The organism is Pseudomonas phytophila (assembly GCF_025643095.1).
GTDB classification, from domain to species: Bacteria; Pseudomonadota; Gammaproteobacteria; order Pseudomonadales; family Pseudomonadaceae; genus Aquipseudomonas; species Aquipseudomonas quasicaspiana.
The window spans coordinates 4599681-4618371 of record NZ_CP081201.1 but is presented as its reverse complement, the minus strand read 5'-3'; the positions used below and the strand labels follow the sequence as shown (position 1 = coordinate 4618371).

Here is an 18691-nt window from a genome sequence, read left to right as displayed (position 1 = left end):
AGATGTATTTCTGAAGCGACCTGCTTCTACCGACGCGACGTCCCATTCAGGATCAGCATCGTCACAACCCCCGCCACAATCCCCCAGAACGCCGAACCAATCGAAAGCAGGGTGAGGCCTGACGCCGTCACCATGAAGGTGATCAGTGCCGCTTCACGCTCCCTGGGTTCGTTCATCGCAACGGTCAGGCCGTTGATGATCGAGCCGAACAACGCCAAAGCGGCGATCGATAGCACCAGTTCCTTGGGGAACGCACCGAACAGCGCCGCCAGCGCTCCACCGTAGATGGCGGCAATGGCGTAGAAGATTCCGCACCAGATAGCCGCCGTGTAACGCTTGTCGCGGTCCTCGTGAGCGTGGGCGCTGGTGCAAATAGCCGCGCTGATAGCGGCCAGATTGAGTCCGTGGGAACCGAACGGTGCCAGCAACAATGACGCGATACCGGTGACTGAAATCAGCGGAGAGGCTGGTACGTGATAACCATCAGCACGCAACACGGCGATGCCCGGCATGTTCTGTGACGTCATGGCCACCACAAACAGCGGAATGCCGATGCTCACCGTTGCCGCCAGAGAAAACTCTGGCGTCGTCCAGACCGGCATCGAGACCTCCAGCGTAAAGCCGCTGAAGTCCAGCAAGCCCAACCAGCCTGACAGCGCAGTACCCACGAGGAGTGCAGCCAATACCGCGTAGCGTGGCGATATCCGTTTGATCAGCAGGTAGGTGAAGAACATGCCCAATACCAGCGCGGTGCGGTGTTGGGCGGCGACGAAGATTTCGCTGCCGATCTTGAACAGAATGCCGGCCAGTAACGCCGCAGCCAGAGAGGCGGGAAGCTTTTTTACCAGTCGGTCAAAGCTGCCGGTTACCCCGCAAATGATGACGAGCACTGCACTGGTGATAAACGCACCGATGGCTTCTGGATACGCCACTCCGCCCAGGCTGGTGATCAGCAAAGCTGCGCCGGGGGTCGACCAAGCCACGGTGATGGGTGTCCGATAGCGCAAGGAAAGACCGATGCTGCACACAGCCATACCGACGAACAATGCCCAGATCCACGAAGATATCTGCGCACTGGTCAGCCCGGCTGCCTGGCCTGCCTGAAACATCAGCACCAGCGAACTGGTACAGCCCGTCATCATGGCGATAAAACCAGCGACGATTGCGGCGGGGGAAGTGTCGGCCAATGGGCGCAGACGGGCGGGGGGTGAGGCGTTCATCAATCCATCCTTGAGCAGTGCAACGGCAGGCCGCAAGCGTAAACGTACTGGTATCAAAGTGTTGCGATACAGCGGGATTCGTAAACGTGAGTACAGTTACGAAGCAGCCCAAGCCTGGCTGCAGACACGTTTATTTATATTTTGTCTAATAGGAGCCGATGTCAGGTTTCAGTCATCTTCACGAGAAGCAGGCCGGGCACCACTCTGCAACGTCCTGCCCAGTGCTTCGTTGACCTGCAGCCAGCCGTCAACGGCTTCAAGACCCGCCTCGGCAAAAACGCGCTGCAACAACTTCACTTGTTCGCGCCGCAAAGCCTGTTCGAACTTCGAGCCTTCTTCGGTCAGCCCCAGCAAGCGTTTGCGCTTGTCGCTGTCGGGGGCGGTGCTATGTACCAGGTCCATGGCGATCAGTTGGCGCAGCGGCGCATTGAGTGCCTGCTTGCTCACACCGAGCACGCAGAGCAGCTCTTTAACGCTCAAACCGGGATAGCGGGCAATGAAAAATACGATGCGCTGATGCACCCGGCTGAAGCCTCGTCGGGCAAGCATTTCGTCAGCTTTAGCCGTGAATGCCTGGTAGCCGAAGAAAAAAGCTTCCATGGCGGCTTGTTGGGATGCGGAATTTTTAAGGTCAAGCATATTGACGTATCTATGTCTGGCGTCGTAATTTCGGTCAACCAGTTTGACTTATTTCCAATTACTTCGGCTAGCGGTGATCTCAATGGCTTTCTCTGAACGCGTGTCCCGGCTTAAAAGTTCTCTGATTCGTGAAATCCTTGCTGCGGCCCAGCGTCCGGAAGTCATGTCGTTTGCCGGTGGCCTGCCAGCCGAAGCCATGCTGCCCAAAGTGGAGTGGGCGGACATGCCTGTTGCGCTTGGCCAATACGGCATGAGTGAAGGCGAGCCTGGCTTGCGCGAAGCCCTGGCTGCAGAGGCGCGAGCTATCGGCCTGCAGTGCGACGCCAGTCAGGTGTTGATCGTCAGCGGCTCGCAGCAGACGCTGGATCTGGCGGCCAAGCTGTACATCGACAAAGGCACGCAGATCGTGCTCGAAGCACCGACATACCTGGCGGCGTTGCAGATTTTCCAGTTGTTCGGTGCTGATTGCCTGACAGTGCCGCTGCAAACCGATGGTCCGGATTTGCAGGCCTTGCGACGACAACTGGAGCAACACCAGCCTGCGTTCGCCTACTTGATTCCGACTTTCCAGAATCCCTCCGCAGTGCGTTACAGCGAAGCCAGTCGTGTGGCCGTGGCTGCTCTGCTGGATGAATTCGGCGTGACCTTGATCGAAGACGAACCCTATCGCGATCTGACGTTTGATGGCGGCAGTGCCAAGCCCATCGCCAGCCGTTTGCAAAAGGCCAGCTGGATCTACACGGGTACCGTGTCGAAAACCCTGTTGCCAGGTTTGCGGGTCGGCTACCTGATTGCCAGTCCTGATCTGTTCCCGCATTTGCTGCGTTTGAAGCAGTCTGCCGATCTGCACACCAACCGTTTAGGCCAGTGGCAGGCCCTGCAATGGATCGGTACCGAGCACTACCGCGAACACTTGTCTGAGTTGCAGACTTTCTACCGTCAGCGGCGGGATGCATTTGAGGCTGCACTAAAACGACATTTTGCCGATATAGCTGACTGGAACAGCCCGCAAGGTGGTTTGTTTTTCTGGCTGACGCTCAAGCAACCAATGGATACACGGACTCTGCTCGACGAAGCGCTCAGGCAGGATGTCGCGTTTATGCCGGGGGAGCCGTTTTTCGCTGATCCAGATGCCAACCATGGTTATCTAAGGCTCAACTTCAGCCACATTGATCCGGCCCGTCTCGATGAGGGCCTGAAGCGATTGGCGGCGGTCGTGCGTCAGGCCCGGTTGGAGCGAGCCGCTTAGCTGCGGGCATCAAGGGAATTCAAGGGGACGGGTATGTACAAGGTTTACGGCGATTACAAATCGGGCAACTGCTACAAGATCAAGCTGATGCTCAACCTGCTGGGCGTCGAGTATCACTGGGTGCCGGTGGATATTCTCAAGGGTGAAACCCAGACCGCAGCGTTTCTGGAGAAGAACCCCAACGGCAAGATCCCTGTCCTGGAGCTTGAGGACGGCACCTGCCTGTGGGAATCCAATGCGATCCTCAATTTCCTCGCCGATGGCAGCCAGTACCTGCCGAGCGAACCGCGACTGCGCACGCAAGTGCTGCAATGGCAGTTCTTCGAGCAGTACAGCCATGAGCCGAGCATCGCAGTCGCGCGGTTTATCCAGTTTTATCTGGGGCTGCCTGAAGAGCGTCTCGAGGAATATCGTTCGTTGCACAAGGCTGGCTACCGCGCCCTCGCGGTGATGGAGCAGCAGCTGAAACGTACGCCGTTTCTGGTGGGCGATCACTTTTCCATCGCAGACATTGCGTTGTATGCCTACACCCATGTTGCCCATCAGGGTGGTTTCGACCTGACGCCATACCCTGGCATCGAGCAATGGTTGGAGCGGGTGAAGGCGCAACCTGGCTATGTAGGCATGCTGGACTGATCGCGACGGACACCTGAAAAGCCGGTCATGCAACATGACCGGCTTTTTTATGTCCGATTGTTTTAGCACAGCTGAAATCACTTGGCTGTGTCAGCACAGGCATTTAGTCTGCGCGCCTCTTGGGTACGGCCCCGTAACCCGATAACAAGAATTCAAGGAAAGGAGTTCCCTATGCGCTTTTCAATGATGGCGGTGCTGATGTTCATGGCGCTGGGTATTGGCTGCTCTGCTTCGGCACAAAACACAGACTGTGATGCCAGCCAGGCTGCGATGAATCGTTGCGCAGGTCAGCAACTGGCAACGCTGGATGCGGCGCTGAACAAACAATACAAGGCACAAATAGCGTACTTGCAGACGCCTGAGAAGAAGCAGGCGTTCAAGGCTGCGCAGCAGAAGTGGATTGCTTTCCGTGATGCGGATTGTATGTATCAGGCAGGCAAGGCTGAAGATTCCGGCTCGATGTGGCCGCTGCTGCAATCCCGGTGTCTGGCAGAGCAGACCAGGGTGCGCGTCGAGCAGTTGAAACAGTATGCGGCGTGCCGTCAGGAGGGCTGCCCGAATTGATATCGGGCGTTCGCCGTTGAATCAGATCGCTGCGAAGCGCTGATTCAGGTAATCAATGATAACTTTGGACTCATACATCCAGGTGGTCTTGCCATCTTCCTCGATGCGCAGGCAGGGCACTTTGATCTTGCCGCCTTCATTGAGCAGTGTCTCGCGATCCTGTTCGTTGTTTTTTGCATCACGCAGCGCAACCGGAACGTTGAGCTTGTGCAGGGTACGACGGGTTTTGACGCAGAACGGGCAGGCATTGAACTGATACAGGCTGAGATTCTTTGCTGACTGCTCGACAGCCGCCTGAGCTTCGGGCGTGCGTTTTTTCTTCGCCGGACGGGTGATGAAGTCGATGAAGATGACCAGTTGGCCAAGACCAACCCTCAATGCTTTTATAAACACGTAAAAGACCTCGCGAGAAACAGGCGGGAACGTATCGCCCAAGGCCCGGCGAGTGATCAGCCGGGCAGGGCGTCGGTCACTTGATGAGGCTGAGGAACTCGCTGCGGGTAGCAGCGTTGTTGCGGAATTCACCGAGCATCACTGAGGTGATCATCGACGAATTCTGCTTTTCGACACCGCGCATCATCATGCACATGTGTTTGGCTTCGATCACTACGGCAACGCCCAGTGCGCCGGTCACTTGCATTATTGCTTCCGCGATCTGGCGGCTGAGGTTTTCCTGGATCTGCAGGCGGCGGGCATACATGTCCACAATGCGCGCGACCTTGGACAGACCCAGCACCTTGCCATTGGGGATGTAGGCGACGTGCGCCTTGCCAATGAACGGCAGCAGGTGATGCTCGCACAACGAATACAACTCGATGTCCTTGACCATCACCATTTCGCTGGCGTCGGAGCTGAACAGGGCACCGTTGGTAACCTCTTCCAGCGTTTGTTCATAACCGCGACACAGATACTGCATTGCCTTGGCAGCACGCTTGGGGGTGTCGAGCAGACCTTCGCGGGAAACGTCTTCCCCCAGTTGGCCAAGGATCGCGGTGTAGTTCTGTTCCAGTGTCACAGGGGTTGATTCCATAAAGTTTTCAGATAGGTACCATGTCGGGTCGTACCAATTTGTACCAATCAAGCTCTATTCGAGTTGCCCGATCTCGCCCCAGCCAGTGCCGGAGTTCTGCGATGGTATAAATCGATAGCGGTATTTGCCCGCTTTGCCCAGGCTGGCGCCGAGCTTTTTCTGTCAGGCCGCACATAGTAGCGTAGGTATGACCGTAGTTGTATTGCCGTCTATTACAGAAGGGCATATTGGCGCTACAGCAGCCTGATCGTTCAGGTTTCTTTAGCTGAAGGCACAGCAGTCGAGAAGGTGAACATCACGGTAGATTTCTTCGCCTTTCTCGATCTCTGCTTTACGCAGGTCGTAGGAGGCTTGAAGGTTGAGCCAGAACTGCGCAGATGTGCCGAGTGCCGTTGCCAGACGCAATGCAACATCTGCACTGATATTGCGCCGCTCTCTGACAATATCGTTGACTGTCGGAGCAGAGACATGAAGGGCGCGGGCGAGTGCAGCGGGGGTCACCCCCAGCGGTTCAAGAAATTCCTCTTTGAGAATTTCTCCCGGATGTATCGGGCGCATGCCGTTCTTATGCATGGTTCACCTCAGTGATAGTCAACAATTTCTACATGTTCCGGTCCATTGCTGCCCCATAAGAAGCAGACTCTGAACTGAGCGTTGATGCGTATGCTGTGCTGACCCTCTCTGTCTCCATGAAGCTCCTCCAGTCTATTTCCGGGGGGCGACTTGAGATCTTTCAGCGCCGTTGCGGCATCGAGCATCGCGAGCTTTCGTTCTGCTACATTCTTTAACCCGCTCCAACGTCTGGTCTTGCCAGTTTCAAACAGTGCCTGGGTATCGATGCAGCGAAAACTCTGAATCATCTGTAATGCTTAACGTTATTCGTTAAGGTTGAGTATATAGCTGCACGATCATTTATCAAGCGGCATCTCAGACGGAGCGCGATTGTATCCAGTCGCTTACCAAGCCCCTACTAACCCGCGACAGAAATAACCCCCCACACGCTGTCTGAATGAACAGGTAACAAATACCTGTCGCATGAGAGAGTGAAGTGATGTTCGGTCGAATGGTAAAAGTAGCAATGGTGGTTGCAGTGCTGTCTACGGTTTCAGGCTGCTGGCCGTTTTGGGGTCCAGGTGGACCTGGCGGTCATGGTGGTGGCGGGCATGGCGGCGGTGGCGGTCACTATGAAGGTGGCGACCGCGGTGGTCCAGGTGGTGGCGGTCCGGGCGGGCGTCCGTAACTCGCCCCGGGTGATTCAGGCTGCGACGGATTACTCGTCGCGGCCTTCCATCATGGTCCGCTTCAGGATTACGTAAACCGCTCCCGCGCCGCCGTGTTTTGCCTGGCACGAACAGAAACCTAGCACTTGAGGATGTTGCCGCAGCCAGGTGTTGACGTGGCTTTTGATCATCGGGCGCTTGCCGTCCAGTCGCACAGCCTTGCCATGAGTGACACGCACGCAACGTACTTCCAGTTTGGTTGCTTCAGCGAGAAACTCCCACAGGGTTTCCCGTGCGACCTCTACCGTCATGCCATGCAAATCCAGACCGCCCTCGAAGCTGATCTGCCCGAGCTTCAGCTTGCGCATCTGGCCTTCCTGCACGCCATCGCGGGACCAGCTCAACACATCTTCCGGCCCGACATCGATCACGAACTGATCCGACAACCCATCGACTGTCACCGAATCGGTGCGCACCGTCGCGGACTGACGCAGTCTGGCCAGGAGTTTACGGTCGGTCTTGGGTTTGCCTACATCGGCATATTCTTGCTTGATGGGCTTGACGCCGCGTAACTCGTTTTTGAACAGGGAAAAATCGTCGTCTTGCATGTCAGCCTCCGCGAAGGGGGCTAGTTTAACCAAGTCGCGGTGTGAGCGGTGGTGTGATGCACATATAGGGCGTGGGACCGGCTTTAGTTGGGAAAAGGCCGGTATGGTCAGCGAAATGTGACATCAGGAATGCTGCCTTTCCCGCTAAAGCCGATCTCACGTGCAAGCAGTGTTTGCCGACAAGTTTTTCAATCCTGCTTTTTCATCAAGTGCGGCGACATGTTCAAGCCATTCTTGCGACGACTACCCACGCGGCAGCGACGCCATAGCCAGATGCCAACGTAGAGCACCAACAAGCCACTTAGTACAACGAGCGCTGCGCCCAGCGGGCTGGCATTAAGCTCACCCAGCACCTGGGGCCGACCAATCAGGCTGGAAACACCGGCCATTGCCAGCAACACGCCGAAAGTCGCCAACAGGGCAGCAATGGCCGAACCAATGCGCACGCCCCAACTGCCCGATCCTTTTGGACGCAGGCGACGGGCGTCAAAACCGTCGGATACTTTCATTCCGATTTTCCTCCAGAGTATCGGGGTCTGACCCGGACAGGCGGCGGCTGGTTCCCGCAGGCAGAGGATTCAGGGCAAATGACGGGTATTAATGGATAGGCGGTAATGTGAACAGCGTCACATAACCGCGAATACAGCGAATGGGGTACGACAGCCGCGAGGCGTGGTGCACGCCGGCGCGGAGCTGTGATGCTCTTGGCCGGGCAGGGGGAGTCTGGGCTGGTTTCTAGCGGTTCAGATCAAGTCTTTGGTGAGTGCCAGGGTCGCGAAGTTATCGTTCATGATCGCCATTTCAGTGCGATGAACAATGTGGGCGCTGACGACTCCGTCGGGGCTTGGCAGGTCTCGCGTCGCACAGGCGTCGTCTACCAGCGTGCAACGATAGCCATAATCCTTCGCCGCCCGTACTGTCGTGCTGATGCTCGAATGGCTCATGAAACCGCAAACAATAAGGTCCAGATGACCAAGGCTTTGCAACAAGTCATCAAGGCCGGTGCCGTTGAAAGCGTTGGGCAGACGTTTTTCAACGACGCGTTCATCTTCCAGTGGCTTCAACTCAGGCATGAACTCACCGCGCTCACCTTGCGGGTCGAACAAGCCACCGACAGTGCCGAGGTGGCGGATGTGCACAACCGGGCATTTGCCGGCACGGGCCGCCGCAACCAGTTTGCAGATGTTGGCGGCTGCTTCGTTAACGCCTGTCAGGGCCAGCGGGCCGCTGAGGTATTCTTTCTGGGCATCAATAATGATCAGCGTGGCATTGCTCAAAGTGGCCGCTGCATAGCCACGGCCGCTGAGTTGAAACATGGTCTTTGGATCGGACATCTGGGGCTCCTTTGTGTGGGGCTTTTGCGTCATTCTCCTCCGCCTGAACGGTTCTGGGAATGGCGACGGTGAGAAGCTCCGGTTTCTCTGGCCTGTAGCGGCGTTGATCGATCTGGGCGGTGAGCATTATGCCTTGATTGAAATGCCACGTATCCAAAACCATCGTCGAACGTGAGCCGGGTCGCTAATGGCACTCGGGCATCGTGTGTTGCGGTCATGGCTGCTAGAATCCCAAGACGTATTCCAAGGAGCTTCCCCCCGTGATCACATCCCGCTTGCGCACCGTGCGCGACCATATCCGTTGGGCGGTCAGTCGCTTTCACCAGGAAGACCTGTTTTTCGGTCATGGAACTGACAATGCCTGGGACGAGGCACGCCAGCTAGTGTTGGGCGCATTGCATCTGCCTTGGGAGATTGCCGACAGCTATCTGGATTGCCGCCTGGAGCTTGATGAGATTTCGGAGCTGCAGCGCCTGATCTCTCGCCGCATTGATGGGCGCGTACCAACGCCGTACCTGCTGGGCGAAGCATGGTTCTGCGGCATGTCGTTCATTGTTGATGAGCGTGTGCTGATCCCCCGTTCACCCATTGCCGAGCTGATCGAGAACCACTTTGCTCCTTGGCTGGCTGACGAGCCGGCTCGCATTCTCGACTTGTGCACCGGTTCCGGCTGTATCGGTATTGCCTGTGCCGACGAGTTCCCGGACGCCGAAGTGGTGCTGGCTGATTTGTCTTTTGAAGCACTGGAAGTTGCCAACCAGAACATCGAGCGTCACGGCGTTGATAACAGGGTTTACACCGTTCAGGGCGACGGCTTTGACGGCCTTCCGGGTCAGCGTTTTGACCTGATCGTCTCCAACCCGCCTTATGTCGATTCCGAAGATTTCGCGGACATGCCGGACGAATACCAGCACGAGCCGGAACTGGCCCTGGCCTGTGGCAGTGACGGTCTTAACCTGGTGCGCCGGATGTTGAGCCAGGCAGCAAATCATTTGACCGAAAAAGGTCTGTTGATCGTTGAAGTGGGTAACAGTCAGGTTCACGTCCAGGCGTTGTACCCGGAAGTTGAGTTCGCCTGGCTGGACTTCCTGCGCGGTGGCCACGGCGTGTTCATGCTCAGCGCTGCCCAGTGCCGGGAGCATCAGGCGCTGTTTGAATCGCGTATCTGACTGATCAAGGCTGAAGGCGCTCGCGATGAGCGCCTTCAGTTTTGAGAGCTATTCAGTTTTGAAGACTAGCGGTGGGTTGCAATCCAGATCAGTAATCCGGCCTGGAATACTGCAAAGGTCACCAGACAGGCAATAGTGAAGCGCAGGCCACTGTCTTCACGCTTGTATTTGCCGACGCGATCCTCATGCTGACGGATCGCCACTTCTTGCTCGATCATCTTCTTCTCGGCGTTCTCCAGCATCTGTGAAGCTTCGAGAATCTCGATGATCTGAATCTTGTCGTTGTTCCAGGTGCTGTGCAGGTTGCCGACCTGAACTTCCTTGAAGCTGCCTTTCATGTGCTGCGCGTCGGCGTAGGCGACTTCGAAGCCCTGGGTTTTCAGGAAATGATCGCGGCGCAGGCGGGTGTCTTCGTTCAGCCCGTCCTTGCTTGGCAGGGCGAAGCTTTCGACTTTATAGGTCGACCATTTTTTCTGCGCCCAGTGAATGCCCTGAGCGATCAGAAAACGGCCGATGCCACGGTTCCACGGCTCGATTTGCAGGCCTGAGTCCGGCCCGAAGCGCACGATGTGTTTTTCGTGATCGACCCAGACATCCAGATGGTTCTGTTCGCGCCGCACCCGTTGCCCCGGCAACTGGATGCTCAGGCGCAGCAGACTCACCTCTTTGCTATGGCGTTCGGCACGGCCAAACTGGACAAAGCGCAACGGCCGGCCACCCGTGGCCCGGTCGGTCTGCAGCGGGGCCAGACGCAGCATTACAAAATGTTCTGGCTTGACTTCGTCCCACAGCTGCGCAGGCGCAGGCGCCGGAGCTTCTGCTTCGGCGACTGAAGTATTTTCAGTGGTTTCGGGTAAGGCGTTCGTTTCAGTCATGTTCACGGCGATCCTGTCCTTGACCCTGTGCAGCAAACACAGAGCCAGCAAACACCTATCGGCCGTTTTTCCGAGTCCTGAAGGGGCGCCAGGATTCCTGACGCCAATTTCCCACAGTCATGCCTTAGGCAGGGCTTCGATAAAGCGCAGAATCCGTGTGGAAAGCTCACTGGCTAGAGGCAGTTGCGGATTTTTGTAGGACTCGAGTTGCTGCTTGATGTCGTTCGGTACGATGCGCAACACGTGATTCATGCCCTCGATCAGGGCCAGTTCGGCATCGGGTTTGGCTTGCTTCAACAGCTCTGCATCTCCGACACCGACCTGGATATCGTTTCGACCCTGGATGATAAGCGCTGGAACTTTCAATTTGCCGAACGCGGCAGCCGGGGCCTGGCGGAACAACGAAATCAGATACGGCTGAACACTCGGGCGGAATACAACTTCCAGCTCGTCCGGAACATCGTTGTCGGTCTTGCCCGCCTTGATTTCATCGATCAATTGATTGCTGCGCAGCAGCAGGGGCGGAGGCAGGCGCTCTTGCAGTTGCTCACGCAATACTTCATCCACCGGACGACCTGTACCTGCTACCGAGATCACCGCAGCGGCACCGGCTTTTTCAGCCGCCAGTGATGCAACCAGTGCGCCCTCGCTGTGACCCAGCAGGATCAACTGACCCAGACGCGGGTCAGTCTTGAGTTTCTGACCCCAAGCTTCTGCGTCGGCTACATAAGCCTCGATGCTCAGATTGCGCTCATCAGGAGTAGCGGCCTTGCTCGCGGCGACGCCGCGCTTGTCATAACGCACGCTGGCGATGTTGTGTCTGGCGAGGGTGCGCGCCAGAAGTTTCATGCTGTCGTTGCGACCGCCGTCGGGGTTATTGCCATCGCGATCAGTCGGGCCAGAGCCAGCAATAATCAACACCACCGGTACGGGAGAGGTGGATTTGGGCAGTAATAAGGTGCCGGACAGCTCACCCGTCGCGGTTTGCAGAACGATGGGGCGCTGCAGGACGGATGGGGTGGCAGCGTGAGCAAGTCCGGTGAGCAAGGGAAGGATCAAAGCGATAACGCGTAACATCGTTGGGCCACTATCTGATGGGATGCCGATTGGACGCGGCCAGACGGATAAGGTTCGAGGATGAACTACACGAGCAGCCTGCGTATACTGGCGGGCTTGTTTATATCGACCTGGTTTTTTCGCTGATTTATCGGAGCGTCCGCATGTCCGGCAACACCTTCGGCAAGCTGTTCACTGTCACCACCGCCGGCGAAAGCCATGGTCCGGCGCTGGTTGCTATCGTTGACGGCTGCCCGCCGGGCCTTGAGCTGTCGCTGCAAGACCTGCAAGTCGATCTGGATCGGCGCAAGCCCGGCACCAGCCGCCACACGACCCAGCGTCAGGAAGCCGACGAGGTGGAAATCCTCTCGGGTGTTTTCGAAGGCAAAACCACCGGCACCTCCATCGGTTTGCTGATTCGCAATACTGATCAGAAGTCCAAGGATTACTCGGCCATCCAGGCTCAGTTCCGCCCGGCCCACGCCGATTACACCTATCACCACAAATACGGCGTTCGCGATTATCGCGGCGGCGGCCGCAGCTCGGCACGGGAAACGGCCATGCGCGTCGCGGCCGGTGCTATCGCCAAGAAGTATCTGGCGAAGATGGGCATCGTGGTACGCGGCTACATGAGTCAGCTTGGCCCGATCGAAATTCCCTTCAAAACCTGGGATTGCGTGGAAGAGAACGCATTTTTCTGCCCCGATCCTGACAAGGTTCCGGAGCTGGAAGCCTACATGGACCAGTTGCGTCGTGATCAGGATTCGGTCGGTGCAAAAATCACCGTCGTTGCCGATGGCGTTATGCCGGGGCTGGGCGAGCCGGTGTTCGACCGTCTGGATGCCGATCTGGCTCACGCGTTGATGAGCATCAACGCCGTCAAGGGTGTGGAAATCGGCGCCGGTTTTGCCAGTGTCGCCCAACGCGGCACCGAGCACCGCGACGAGCTGTCGCCCGCGGGTTTCCTGTCGAACAATTCCGGCGGGATTCTTGGCGGTATTTCCTCAGGTCAGCCAATTGTGGCGCACCTGGCACTCAAACCGACCTCCAGCATCACTACGCCAGGACACTCCATTGATGTTCACGGCAATCCGGTGGACGTGATCACCAAGGGCCGCCATGACCCGTGCGTCGGGATCCGTGCCACGCCTATTGCCGAAGCCATGATGGCCATCGTGTTGCTGGATCATCTGTTGCGTCATCGCGGTCAGAATGCCGATGTTCGGGTGACTACGCCTGTGCTGGGTCAACTGTAATGCCCGAAGGCGTTGCCGCTGCCAGGGTCTGTTGACGTGACGCACCCCCCGGCTGGACAGCTGCCTTATTGGCGGCTGTCCGGCTTTTACGTTTTCTACTTTGCCTTGCTAGGCTCTACCGCGCCGTTCCTGCCGTTGTATTTCAGCCATCTCGGATTCTCCAGCGCGCGCATTGGTGAACTGGTTGCGATCCCGATGCTGATGCGTTGTCTTGCGCCGAATGTGTGGGGGTGGCTCGGGGACTACACCGGGCGCCGACTGGTCATCGTGCGGCTTGGCGCTATTTGTGGTTTGCTCGCGCTTTCCCTGATTCTGGTCAGGCAAAGCTATGCCTGGCTGGCGATGGTCATGGCTCTGCACGCCTTCTTCTGGCACGCAATCCTGCCGCAATTCGAAGTCATTACCCTCGCACATCTGCGTGGCCAGACGTCTCGTTACAGCCAGATCCGGTTATGGGGCTCCATCGGTTTCATCCTGACGGTGGTGGGCGTGGGACGGCTATTCGAGAGCGTGAGCCTCGACTATTTTCCCAGTGTGCTGGTCGCGATCATTGCCGCGATTGTCATCAGCAGTTGGTGGATTCCCAATGCTCAGCCGGTGTTGTCGACGACGCATCCGGAAAGCGGTGGCTTTTTCCGACAATTGACTCGACCCGGCGTACTAGCCTTCTATGCTTGCGTCGGGCTCATGCAGATGAGTCACGGGCCGTATAACACTTTCCTGACCCTTCATCTGGAGCAGTTGGGTTACGGTCGCGGTTTGATCGGCATGCTGTGGGCGCTCGGTGTCGTCGCCGAAGTACTGATGTTCATGGCCATGAGCCGGGTATTACAGCGTTTCTCGGTACGTCAGGTGCTCCTGACCAGTTTTCTGCTGGCGGCGTTGCGCTGGCTGTTGCTGGGTAATCTTGCGGATCACCTGGTGGTGTTGCTGTTTGCCCAGTTAATGCACGCTGCAACATTCGGCAGTTTTCACGCCACTGCCATCCATTTCGTGCAACGTAGCTTCGGTGCGCAACAACAAGGTCAGGGCCAGGCGCTTTATGCCGCGTTGGCGGGCACGGGGGGCGCATTGGGTGCGCTTTACTCCGGTTACACCTGGAACTTCCTGGGGGCCGGCTGGACATTTACTATCGCCAGTGCTGCGGCGCTGGCCGCTGCTGTGATGGCAGCTACACGAATGAAAGAGGAGCGGGCATGAGCCGCGAACAACTGAGTCAGGCAATTATCGACGCCGGTCGTTTTCTGTACGGTCGTGGCTGGTCACCTGCGACCAGCAGTAATTACTCGGCGCGGCTTTCCGCCACTGAAGTGCTGCTGACCGTCTCGGGCAAACACAAGGGCCAGTTGGGCATCGACGACGTGCTGGCCACAGATCTTGACGGTAACAGCCTGGAGCCCGGCAAAAAGCCGTCGGCGGAAACCTTGCTGCACACGCAACTTTACAGTTGCAGGCCGGAAGTCGGTGCGGTGCTGCACACCCACTCGGTCAATGCGACAGTATTGTCGCGTCTGACCGAGGCCGACCATCTGGTGTTTGAGGATTACGAGCTGCAAAAGGCTTTCAGTGGCGTCGTGACTCATGAATCCCGGGTCGTGGTTCCTGTTTTCGACAACGATCAGGACATTGCGCGTCTGGCGGCGAAGGTGCAGCCCTGGCTTGATGCGCACCCTGATTGCGCGGGCTACCTGATTCGCGGCCATGGTTTATATACCTGGGGCGCGAAGATGAGCGATGCGCTGCGGCAAATCGAGGCGTTCGAGTTCCTTTTTGAATGTGAACTCAAAACCCTCGCCATACTGAACCGATAACGTTTTTAGCCTTCTGCCTGAACGAGCTGTAAAAGTCGCAGGGCATATTCAACCGGGTTTAACTGAACCGAGGAGCGCCGCCATGAGCAGCCTGTATGTTTATCACCAGTCCAGCCCTGAGCAGCCAGATAAAGTCCTGACCCATGTCGAGGATATCGCGTCGACCCTGGCCGAGCACGGCGTGGGTTTTGACCGCTGGCAGGCTGCGACGCCTATTACCCCGGGTGCCAGCCAGGAAGAAGTGATCAATGCGTACCGGGTGCAAATCGACAAACTCATGACCGAGCGCGGTTACGTCACTGTCGATGTGATCAGCCTCAATAGTGATCACCCGCAAAAAGCCGAATTGCGTGCAAAGTTTCTCGATGAGCATCGGCATTCCGAAGACGAGGTACGTTTCTTCGTCGCCGGGCGTGGTTTGTTCACGTTGCATATCGGCGAGTATGTGTATGCCGTGCTGTGCGAAAAGAACGACCTTATTTCGGTTCCGGCGGGAACGCCGCACTGGTTCGACATGGGGGAAAACCCACACTTCGTCGCGATCCGCCTGTTCAATAACACTGAGGGCTGGGTTGCGAACTTCACTGGCGAGAAGATTGCCAGCCTATTTCCGCAGCTTGACGATTTATAGGATTCAGTTCATGACAATCAAAGCGGTCCTGACTGACATCGAAGGCACTACCAGCGCCGTCAGTTTTGTCTTCGATGTGTTGTTTCCCTACGCGGCAAAACATTTGCCGGATTTTGTCCGCGAGCACGCCTCTCGCCCTGATGTCGCCGCACAGCTTGAAAAAGTGCGAGAAGACAGCGCGCAGCCGGATGCTGACGTCGAGCAGGTCATCGAGGTTCTCCTGAGCTGGATAGCCGAGGATCGCAAGGCCACACCGCTCAAGGCGCTGCAAGGCATGGTCTGGGAGCAGGGTTACGACGCCGGTCAGCTCAAGGGCCATGTCTACCCCGATGCAGTGCAAGCGCTGCAGCGCTGGTATCAGCAAGGTTATGGGCTTTACGTTTATTCCTCTGGCTCGATTCAGGCACAGAAACTGATCTTCGGTTGCTCGGACGCGGGCGACCTTTCGGTCTTGTTCAGCGGTTATTACGACACCACCTCGGGCCCCAAGCGCGAGGAGCAGTCGTACTGCAACATCGCCAAGGCGATTGGCTTGCCGGCTGAAGAGATTGTTTTCCTGTCGGATATCGTCGAAGAGCTGGATGCCGCCAAGGCCGCTGGCATGGCTACGTGTGGCCTGGTGCGTGACGGTGGCGAGTTGAAGGGGCACGTCAATGTTGCCAGCTTCACCGACATCGACCTGGGCGCATTTTAGCCGCTGAGTTCCGGCTGCTATTGCAGGAATGAATCGCGGCTGCCGGTCAGACGATTCAACTTGTTCAGCCAATACCAAGCCATTACGTGTAAGCCTCGTCCTGTTGAAAAGTAGGATGAGGCTTTTACTTGAGTGCGTAATACCTGTTTGTTTCTGGAGTTGTTCTACAAAGCTTTTAATCGTGTAGTTTTCTGATCGATCCATCCCTGGCGCAGCCAACTAACAACCATTCAAACCCTGCGCCGTGTCTGGACAAAGGAGCGAACTGCGATGGGAAGTGCTGAATCAATCAACTCGACCGAAAACCCTCTCATACAACAGATGGTCAGGAGCATTCATGAGCTGGACAGTAATCAGGCTATCGAGAATGCGCTGGACTGGTTACGCCAGGAGTGTCAGTCCGAAGGGGCGATATTTTGCCAGTTCAGGGGCTCAATGCTGCTGACGTTGGTGACCTCCAACATTGATCGCTCCTGGAGTCAGCATTATCGACGTCAATTGCTGTTGATGGACGATCCGGTGGTCAATCACTACCGGGAGCAATTGGGGTTTATCGACTGGAAAGCGGCATTCAAGCGCTATCCACCCACTGACAGTTATATACAGAGCGTAGAAAAACATGCGCTGACACCGGCTTGTTCCTACGGCTATACCAGCCCGGCGCGCAGTTTTCAGGGGGTGACTTCGATCTGTTCACTCAACGGATTGAGTCGAGCGCTCAAGGCTCCTGATATGTATTTGTTATCCAGTCTGGTTCCAGTCCTGCATTTGGTAGGGCGAGGGACGAAATTGCGCTCTCGAGGGCTGAGCGAGAAGGAAATCGAGATTCTCGAATGGGCGCGTGACGGCAAAACCGCTTGGGAAATCGCCACGATCCGGCAAGTATCCGAGGCGACGGTCAAATATCACTTCAGAAGCATCTACAGCAAGCTCGGGGTCTCCAACAGAGCTCAGGCGGTGGGGGAGGCTTTGTGTCAGGGCATCATCAAGTGAGCAACAATCAGACGTTCCCTGCAGGAGCGCGCCTTGTGTTCATGACAAACCGCTGTCGCAAAGCAAACATAGATTTGTAGGAGCTGCCGAAGGCTGCGATCGCGGTGTATCAGGAGAAATGCCTGGCAGCCTTTGGCTGCTCCTACATAAAAGCATTCCAAGCCAGGTAATTGCATTTTGTTTGACGAGAGCCAACTTGTCGGCGAGCCATTGGCTTTGCACAGTCAAAGGTTCCGCCTCCCCAAAAGTCGTCTCCTGCTGGGGCTGGGTTTCAACTGATCTTTCACCAAGGCAAAAAAAAGCCGTGAATGCCAATTGGCAATCACGGCTAAACAAAGGGAGCGAAGCGTTTGAATCAGTGATGCATGAAACGGACAGTCAACATTCAAAATCAACGAGTGTGATACGTCGGCAGATCAAAGCGGTGCTGACTTTGCAGCATGGAGATCGCGGGCAGGTCGCTTGCCTGGCCAGCCAGGTCACGACGAATCGCGCTGATCACCCACTCAAGCTGCACCGGGGTGTGCAACTGAGCGTAGGAAATGGAACGACGGATCTGTTTGCCTTCGCCGTTACGCAACGACAGCAGCACACCGCCATCCGGGCGGGCCTGAGTGGTTACGTCGAATTCGGAGAATACGGAAGCGAATTTCTCTTGGATAAAAGTCATGTCTAGCGGCTCCATTGCTCATGGGATAACAAGCTTGGTAGTACTAGTGCAGTGACTGTGCCAGTGTTTGTCTTCTATAAAAATCCTTTAAAAACAATAACTTAAAAATATATCGGTTTCGTATATTCGTGCAATATGCATGAATGGCTGTCGGGCATCCTGCATTTTGCGGTTTTTTTTTGGTTTTTTTTTGCAGCGAGGGAACTTTGCTGCGGGGAGCAGAAAGGATTCAGCGGGCAGGTCGTGTCTTGTTTCGTGAATACTACGACCGCGTGATCGGGTTTTTATTCGGCCAGCCAATAAAAAAGATGGGGTGGACGCCTCACTAGTCGATGACGGGTAGTAGATTGCCATCTACCTTGATTCTGGACGAACGCCTATGGAGACTTGCGGTCATTAAGTGCAAGAAGGGAGTTGCCGTGCGGTTGCTCTGCCCATGCCTTATTTTCTGCGGGAGTCACCGATGTCAGACCAGAACACCAGCAATCAACCTGTGCAAATGAACGACGAAGAGGCTCTGGAGTTTGCCGAGCAGGTATTTGACGTCGCCCGTCGCGGCGATGCAGTAATGCTGGACAGATTGCTGGAGAAAGGCCTTACGCCGAATTTGCGCAATCACAAAGGCGACACGCTGTTGATGCTCGCCAGCTATCACGGCCACAAGGATGCCGTGCAGGTATTGCTCAACTACCAGGCTGATCCGGAGATCCGTAACGACAACGGTCAGAGCCCGATTGCCGGGGCTGCATTCAAAGGTGATCTCGAAGTGGTCAAATTGCTGGTCGATGGCGGCGCTGAAGTCGAAGGTGCCTCGGCGGACGGTCGTACTGCCCTGATGATGGCGGCCATGTTCAACCGAACCGCTATTGTCGACTACCTGATCAGCAAGGGCGCCAACCCCAATGCTCGCGATGCCAAGGGCGTTACGCCGCTGGCCGCCGCTCAGACCATGGGGGCCGCAGATACCGCCGAGCAACTGGCGCGGCTCGCTGGCTGATCGATTACCGGCTTAAGTGATAGAGGCGCGAAGGAATTG

At 56.5% G+C, this 18691-nt stretch carries 24 protein-coding genes; 12 read left to right on the top strand and 12 right to left on the bottom strand.

Going from position 1 to position 18691, the window contains the following annotated elements:
- Window positions 1-26: 26 nt before the first annotated feature.
- Entirely contained in the window at window positions 27-1220 is a 1194-nt protein-coding gene (locus K3169_RS20890; protein WP_263267808.1) for a benzoate/H(+) symporter BenE family transporter, read from the bottom strand.
- A 168-nt stretch (window positions 1221-1388) separates the two neighbouring features.
- Window positions 1389-1859, bottom strand: a complete 471-nt coding sequence (locus K3169_RS20885; RefSeq protein ID WP_231677552.1) for a MarR family transcriptional regulator — start codon at window positions 1857-1859, stop codon at window positions 1389-1391.
- An 82-nt stretch (window positions 1860-1941) separates the two neighbouring features.
- On the opposite strand from K3169_RS20885, the gene K3169_RS20880 reads away from it, so the two are divergent.
- The 3 genes from K3169_RS20880 (at window position 1942) to K3169_RS20870 (ending at window position 4308) form a co-directional block, all read left to right on the top strand.
- Entirely contained in the window at window positions 1942-3108 is a 1167-nt protein-coding gene (locus K3169_RS20880) for a PLP-dependent aminotransferase family protein (protein ID WP_231677551.1), read from the top strand.
- 33 nt (window positions 3109-3141) lie between these two features.
- Entirely contained in the window at window positions 3142-3744 is a 603-nt protein-coding gene (locus tag K3169_RS20875) for a glutathione S-transferase family protein (protein WP_099267310.1), read from the top strand.
- Window positions 3745-3915: 171 nt separating this feature from the next.
- Window positions 3916-4308, top strand: a complete 393-nt coding sequence (locus tag K3169_RS20870) for a lysozyme inhibitor LprI family protein (protein WP_231677550.1) — start codon at window positions 3916-3918, stop codon at window positions 4306-4308.
- A 21-nt stretch (window positions 4309-4329) separates the two neighbouring features.
- On the opposite strand, the gene K3169_RS20865 is transcribed toward K3169_RS20870, so the two are convergent.
- The 4 genes from K3169_RS20865 to K3169_RS20850 all read right to left on the bottom strand — a co-directional run bounded on the left by K3169_RS20865 (window position 4330) and on the right by K3169_RS20850 (window position 6198).
- Window positions 4330-4701, bottom strand: a complete 372-nt coding sequence (locus K3169_RS20865; protein ID WP_027898902.1) for a glutathione S-transferase N-terminal domain-containing protein — start codon at window positions 4699-4701, stop codon at window positions 4330-4332.
- Window positions 4702-4777: 76 nt separating this feature from the next.
- Window positions 4778-5323 carry a GTP cyclohydrolase I FolE gene (gene folE, locus K3169_RS20860; RefSeq protein ID WP_027898901.1) on the bottom strand — a complete coding sequence of 182 codons (546 nt, stop codon included), beginning with the start codon at window positions 5321-5323 and terminating at the stop codon, window positions 4778-4780.
- Window positions 5324-5599: 276 nt separating this feature from the next.
- Window positions 5600-5911 carry a HigA family addiction module antitoxin gene (locus K3169_RS20855; protein WP_027898900.1) on the bottom strand — a complete coding sequence of 104 codons (312 nt, stop codon included), beginning with the start codon at window positions 5909-5911 and terminating at the stop codon, window positions 5600-5602.
- 8 nt (window positions 5912-5919) lie between these two features.
- The gene (locus K3169_RS20850) at window positions 5920-6198 is read right to left on the bottom strand and encodes a type II toxin-antitoxin system RelE/ParE family toxin (protein WP_231673658.1); all 279 of its coding nucleotides are present in this window, start codon (window positions 6196-6198) and stop codon (window positions 5920-5922) included.
- Window positions 6199-6389: 191 nt separating this feature from the next.
- Here K3169_RS20850 and K3169_RS20845 point away from each other — a divergent pair, with 191 nt between their 5' ends.
- Window positions 6390-6578, top strand: a complete 189-nt coding sequence (locus K3169_RS20845) for a hypothetical protein (RefSeq protein ID WP_122395631.1) — start codon at window positions 6390-6392, stop codon at window positions 6576-6578.
- Between the two features lie 30 nt (window positions 6579-6608).
- Here the strand turns inward: K3169_RS20845 and K3169_RS20840 are convergent, their stop codons facing one another.
- From K3169_RS20840 to K3169_RS20830, 3 genes are all read right to left on the bottom strand, one after another.
- Window positions 6609-7166 (bottom strand): Smr/MutS family protein, encoded by a 558-nt coding sequence (locus K3169_RS20840; RefSeq protein ID WP_263267802.1) that lies wholly within the window; start codon window positions 7164-7166, stop codon window positions 6609-6611.
- A 188-nt stretch (window positions 7167-7354) separates the two neighbouring features.
- On the bottom strand, window positions 7355-7675 hold the full coding sequence (locus tag K3169_RS20835) for a hypothetical protein (RefSeq protein WP_027898897.1): 321 nt from the start codon (window positions 7673-7675) through the stop codon (window positions 7355-7357).
- Between the two features lie 234 nt (window positions 7676-7909).
- Window positions 7910-8500: a cysteine hydrolase family protein gene (locus tag K3169_RS20830; protein ID WP_027898896.1), complete on the bottom strand. Its 591-nt coding sequence runs from the start codon at window positions 8498-8500 to the stop codon at window positions 7910-7912.
- 260 nt (window positions 8501-8760) lie between these two features.
- On the opposite strand from K3169_RS20830, the gene prmB reads away from it, so the two are divergent.
- A complete protein-coding gene (gene prmB / locus K3169_RS20825; RefSeq protein ID WP_122706019.1) occupies window positions 8761-9669 on the top strand; it encodes a 50S ribosomal protein L3 N(5)-glutamine methyltransferase in 909 nt (302 codons plus the stop codon).
- A gap of 65 nt (window positions 9670-9734) precedes the next feature.
- Here prmB and K3169_RS20820 read toward each other — a convergent pair whose 3' ends face one another.
- Window positions 9735-10544 (bottom strand): hypothetical protein, encoded by an 810-nt coding sequence (locus K3169_RS20820; protein ID WP_263267801.1) that lies wholly within the window; start codon window positions 10542-10544, stop codon window positions 9735-9737.
- A 117-nt stretch (window positions 10545-10661) separates the two neighbouring features.
- Window positions 10662-11621 carry an alpha/beta hydrolase gene (locus K3169_RS20815; protein ID WP_231673655.1) on the bottom strand — a complete coding sequence of 320 codons (960 nt, stop codon included), beginning with the start codon at window positions 11619-11621 and terminating at the stop codon, window positions 10662-10664.
- Window positions 11622-11764: 143 nt separating this feature from the next.
- On the opposite strand from K3169_RS20815, the gene aroC reads away from it, so the two are divergent.
- From aroC to K3169_RS20785, 6 genes are all read left to right on the top strand, one after another.
- Window positions 11765-12856, top strand: coding sequence for a chorismate synthase (aroC, locus tag K3169_RS20810; protein ID WP_099267303.1), 1092 nt, complete (start codon window positions 11765-11767; stop codon window positions 12854-12856).
- Between the two features lie 36 nt (window positions 12857-12892).
- A complete protein-coding gene (locus K3169_RS20805; RefSeq protein WP_263267799.1) occupies window positions 12893-14056 on the top strand; it encodes an MFS transporter in 1164 nt (387 codons plus the stop codon).
- A complete protein-coding gene (locus tag K3169_RS20800) occupies window positions 14053-14667 on the top strand; it encodes a methylthioribulose 1-phosphate dehydratase (RefSeq protein WP_122706027.1) in 615 nt (204 codons plus the stop codon). The genes K3169_RS20805 and K3169_RS20800 overlap by 4 nt, the downstream gene beginning before the upstream one ends.
- Window positions 14668-14749: 82 nt before the next feature.
- Complete coding sequence (locus K3169_RS20795; RefSeq protein WP_027898889.1) at window positions 14750-15298, top strand: 1,2-dihydroxy-3-keto-5-methylthiopentene dioxygenase; 549 nt, start codon at window positions 14750-14752, stop codon at window positions 15296-15298.
- 10 nt (window positions 15299-15308) lie between these two features.
- Window positions 15309-15992, top strand: coding sequence for an acireductone synthase (gene mtnC, locus K3169_RS20790; RefSeq protein ID WP_122805872.1), 684 nt, complete (start codon window positions 15309-15311; stop codon window positions 15990-15992).
- 270 nt (window positions 15993-16262) lie between these two features.
- A complete protein-coding gene (locus K3169_RS20785) occupies window positions 16263-16985 on the top strand; it encodes a helix-turn-helix transcriptional regulator (RefSeq protein WP_231667956.1) in 723 nt (240 codons plus the stop codon).
- Window positions 16986-17376: 391 nt separating this feature from the next.
- Here K3169_RS20785 and K3169_RS20780 read toward each other — a convergent pair whose 3' ends face one another.
- On the bottom strand, window positions 17377-17655 hold the full coding sequence (locus K3169_RS20780; protein ID WP_099267298.1) for a DUF3509 domain-containing protein: 279 nt from the start codon (window positions 17653-17655) through the stop codon (window positions 17377-17379).
- 463 nt (window positions 17656-18118) lie between these two features.
- Between K3169_RS20780 and K3169_RS20775 the strand changes: the two genes are divergently transcribed.
- On the top strand, window positions 18119-18652 hold the full coding sequence (locus tag K3169_RS20775; RefSeq protein WP_122706035.1) for an ankyrin repeat domain-containing protein: 534 nt from the start codon (window positions 18119-18121) through the stop codon (window positions 18650-18652).
- Window positions 18653-18691: the final 39 nt, after the last annotated feature.

What these genes read in the sequence shown, in the direction of transcription:
- K3169_RS20890 (WP_263267808.1), bottom strand. Translation starts at nt 1,220, where the DNA reads ATGAACGCCTCACCCCCCGCCCGTCTGCGCCCATTGGCCGACACTTCC.
- mtnC (WP_122805872.1), top strand. Translation starts at nt 15,309, where the DNA reads ATGACAATCAAAGCGGTCCTGACTGACATCGAAGGCACTACCAGCGCC.
- K3169_RS20850 (WP_231673658.1), bottom strand. Translation starts at nt 6,198, where the DNA reads ATGATTCAGAGTTTTCGCTGCATCGATACCCAGGCACTGTTTGAAACT.
- K3169_RS20775 (WP_122706035.1), top strand. Translation starts at nt 18,119, where the DNA reads ATGTCAGACCAGAACACCAGCAATCAACCTGTGCAAATGAACGACGAA.
- K3169_RS20795 (WP_027898889.1), top strand. Translation starts at nt 14,750, where the DNA reads ATGAGCAGCCTGTATGTTTATCACCAGTCCAGCCCTGAGCAGCCAGAT.
- K3169_RS20835 (WP_027898897.1), bottom strand. Translation starts at nt 7,675, where the DNA reads ATGAAAGTATCCGACGGTTTTGACGCCCGTCGCCTGCGTCCAAAAGGA.
- K3169_RS20880 (WP_231677551.1), top strand. Translation starts at nt 1,942, where the DNA reads ATGGCTTTCTCTGAACGCGTGTCCCGGCTTAAAAGTTCTCTGATTCGT.
- K3169_RS20840 (WP_263267802.1), bottom strand. Translation starts at nt 7,166, where the DNA reads ATGCAAGACGACGATTTTTCCCTGTTCAAAAACGAGTTACGCGGCGTC.
- aroC (WP_099267303.1), top strand. Translation starts at nt 11,765, where the DNA reads ATGTCCGGCAACACCTTCGGCAAGCTGTTCACTGTCACCACCGCCGGC.
- K3169_RS20800 (WP_122706027.1), top strand. Translation starts at nt 14,053, where the DNA reads ATGAGCCGCGAACAACTGAGTCAGGCAATTATCGACGCCGGTCGTTTT.
- K3169_RS20855 (WP_027898900.1), bottom strand. Translation starts at nt 5,911, where the DNA reads ATGCATAAGAACGGCATGCGCCCGATACATCCGGGAGAAATTCTCAAA.
- K3169_RS20780 (WP_099267298.1), bottom strand. Translation starts at nt 17,655, where the DNA reads ATGACTTTTATCCAAGAGAAATTCGCTTCCGTATTCTCCGAATTCGAC.
- K3169_RS20870 (WP_231677550.1), top strand. Translation starts at nt 3,916, where the DNA reads ATGCGCTTTTCAATGATGGCGGTGCTGATGTTCATGGCGCTGGGTATT.
- K3169_RS20820 (WP_263267801.1), bottom strand. Translation starts at nt 10,544, where the DNA reads ATGACTGAAACGAACGCCTTACCCGAAACCACTGAAAATACTTCAGTC.
- K3169_RS20875 (WP_099267310.1), top strand. Translation starts at nt 3,142, where the DNA reads ATGTACAAGGTTTACGGCGATTACAAATCGGGCAACTGCTACAAGATC.
- K3169_RS20845 (WP_122395631.1), top strand. Translation starts at nt 6,390, where the DNA reads ATGTTCGGTCGAATGGTAAAAGTAGCAATGGTGGTTGCAGTGCTGTCT.
- K3169_RS20885 (WP_231677552.1), bottom strand. Translation starts at nt 1,859, where the DNA reads ATGCTTGACCTTAAAAATTCCGCATCCCAACAAGCCGCCATGGAAGCT.
- K3169_RS20815 (WP_231673655.1), bottom strand. Translation starts at nt 11,621, where the DNA reads ATGTTACGCGTTATCGCTTTGATCCTTCCCTTGCTCACCGGACTTGCT.
- K3169_RS20785 (WP_231667956.1), top strand. Translation starts at nt 16,263, where the DNA reads ATGGGAAGTGCTGAATCAATCAACTCGACCGAAAACCCTCTCATACAA.
- K3169_RS20830 (WP_027898896.1), bottom strand. Translation starts at nt 8,500, where the DNA reads ATGTCCGATCCAAAGACCATGTTTCAACTCAGCGGCCGTGGCTATGCA.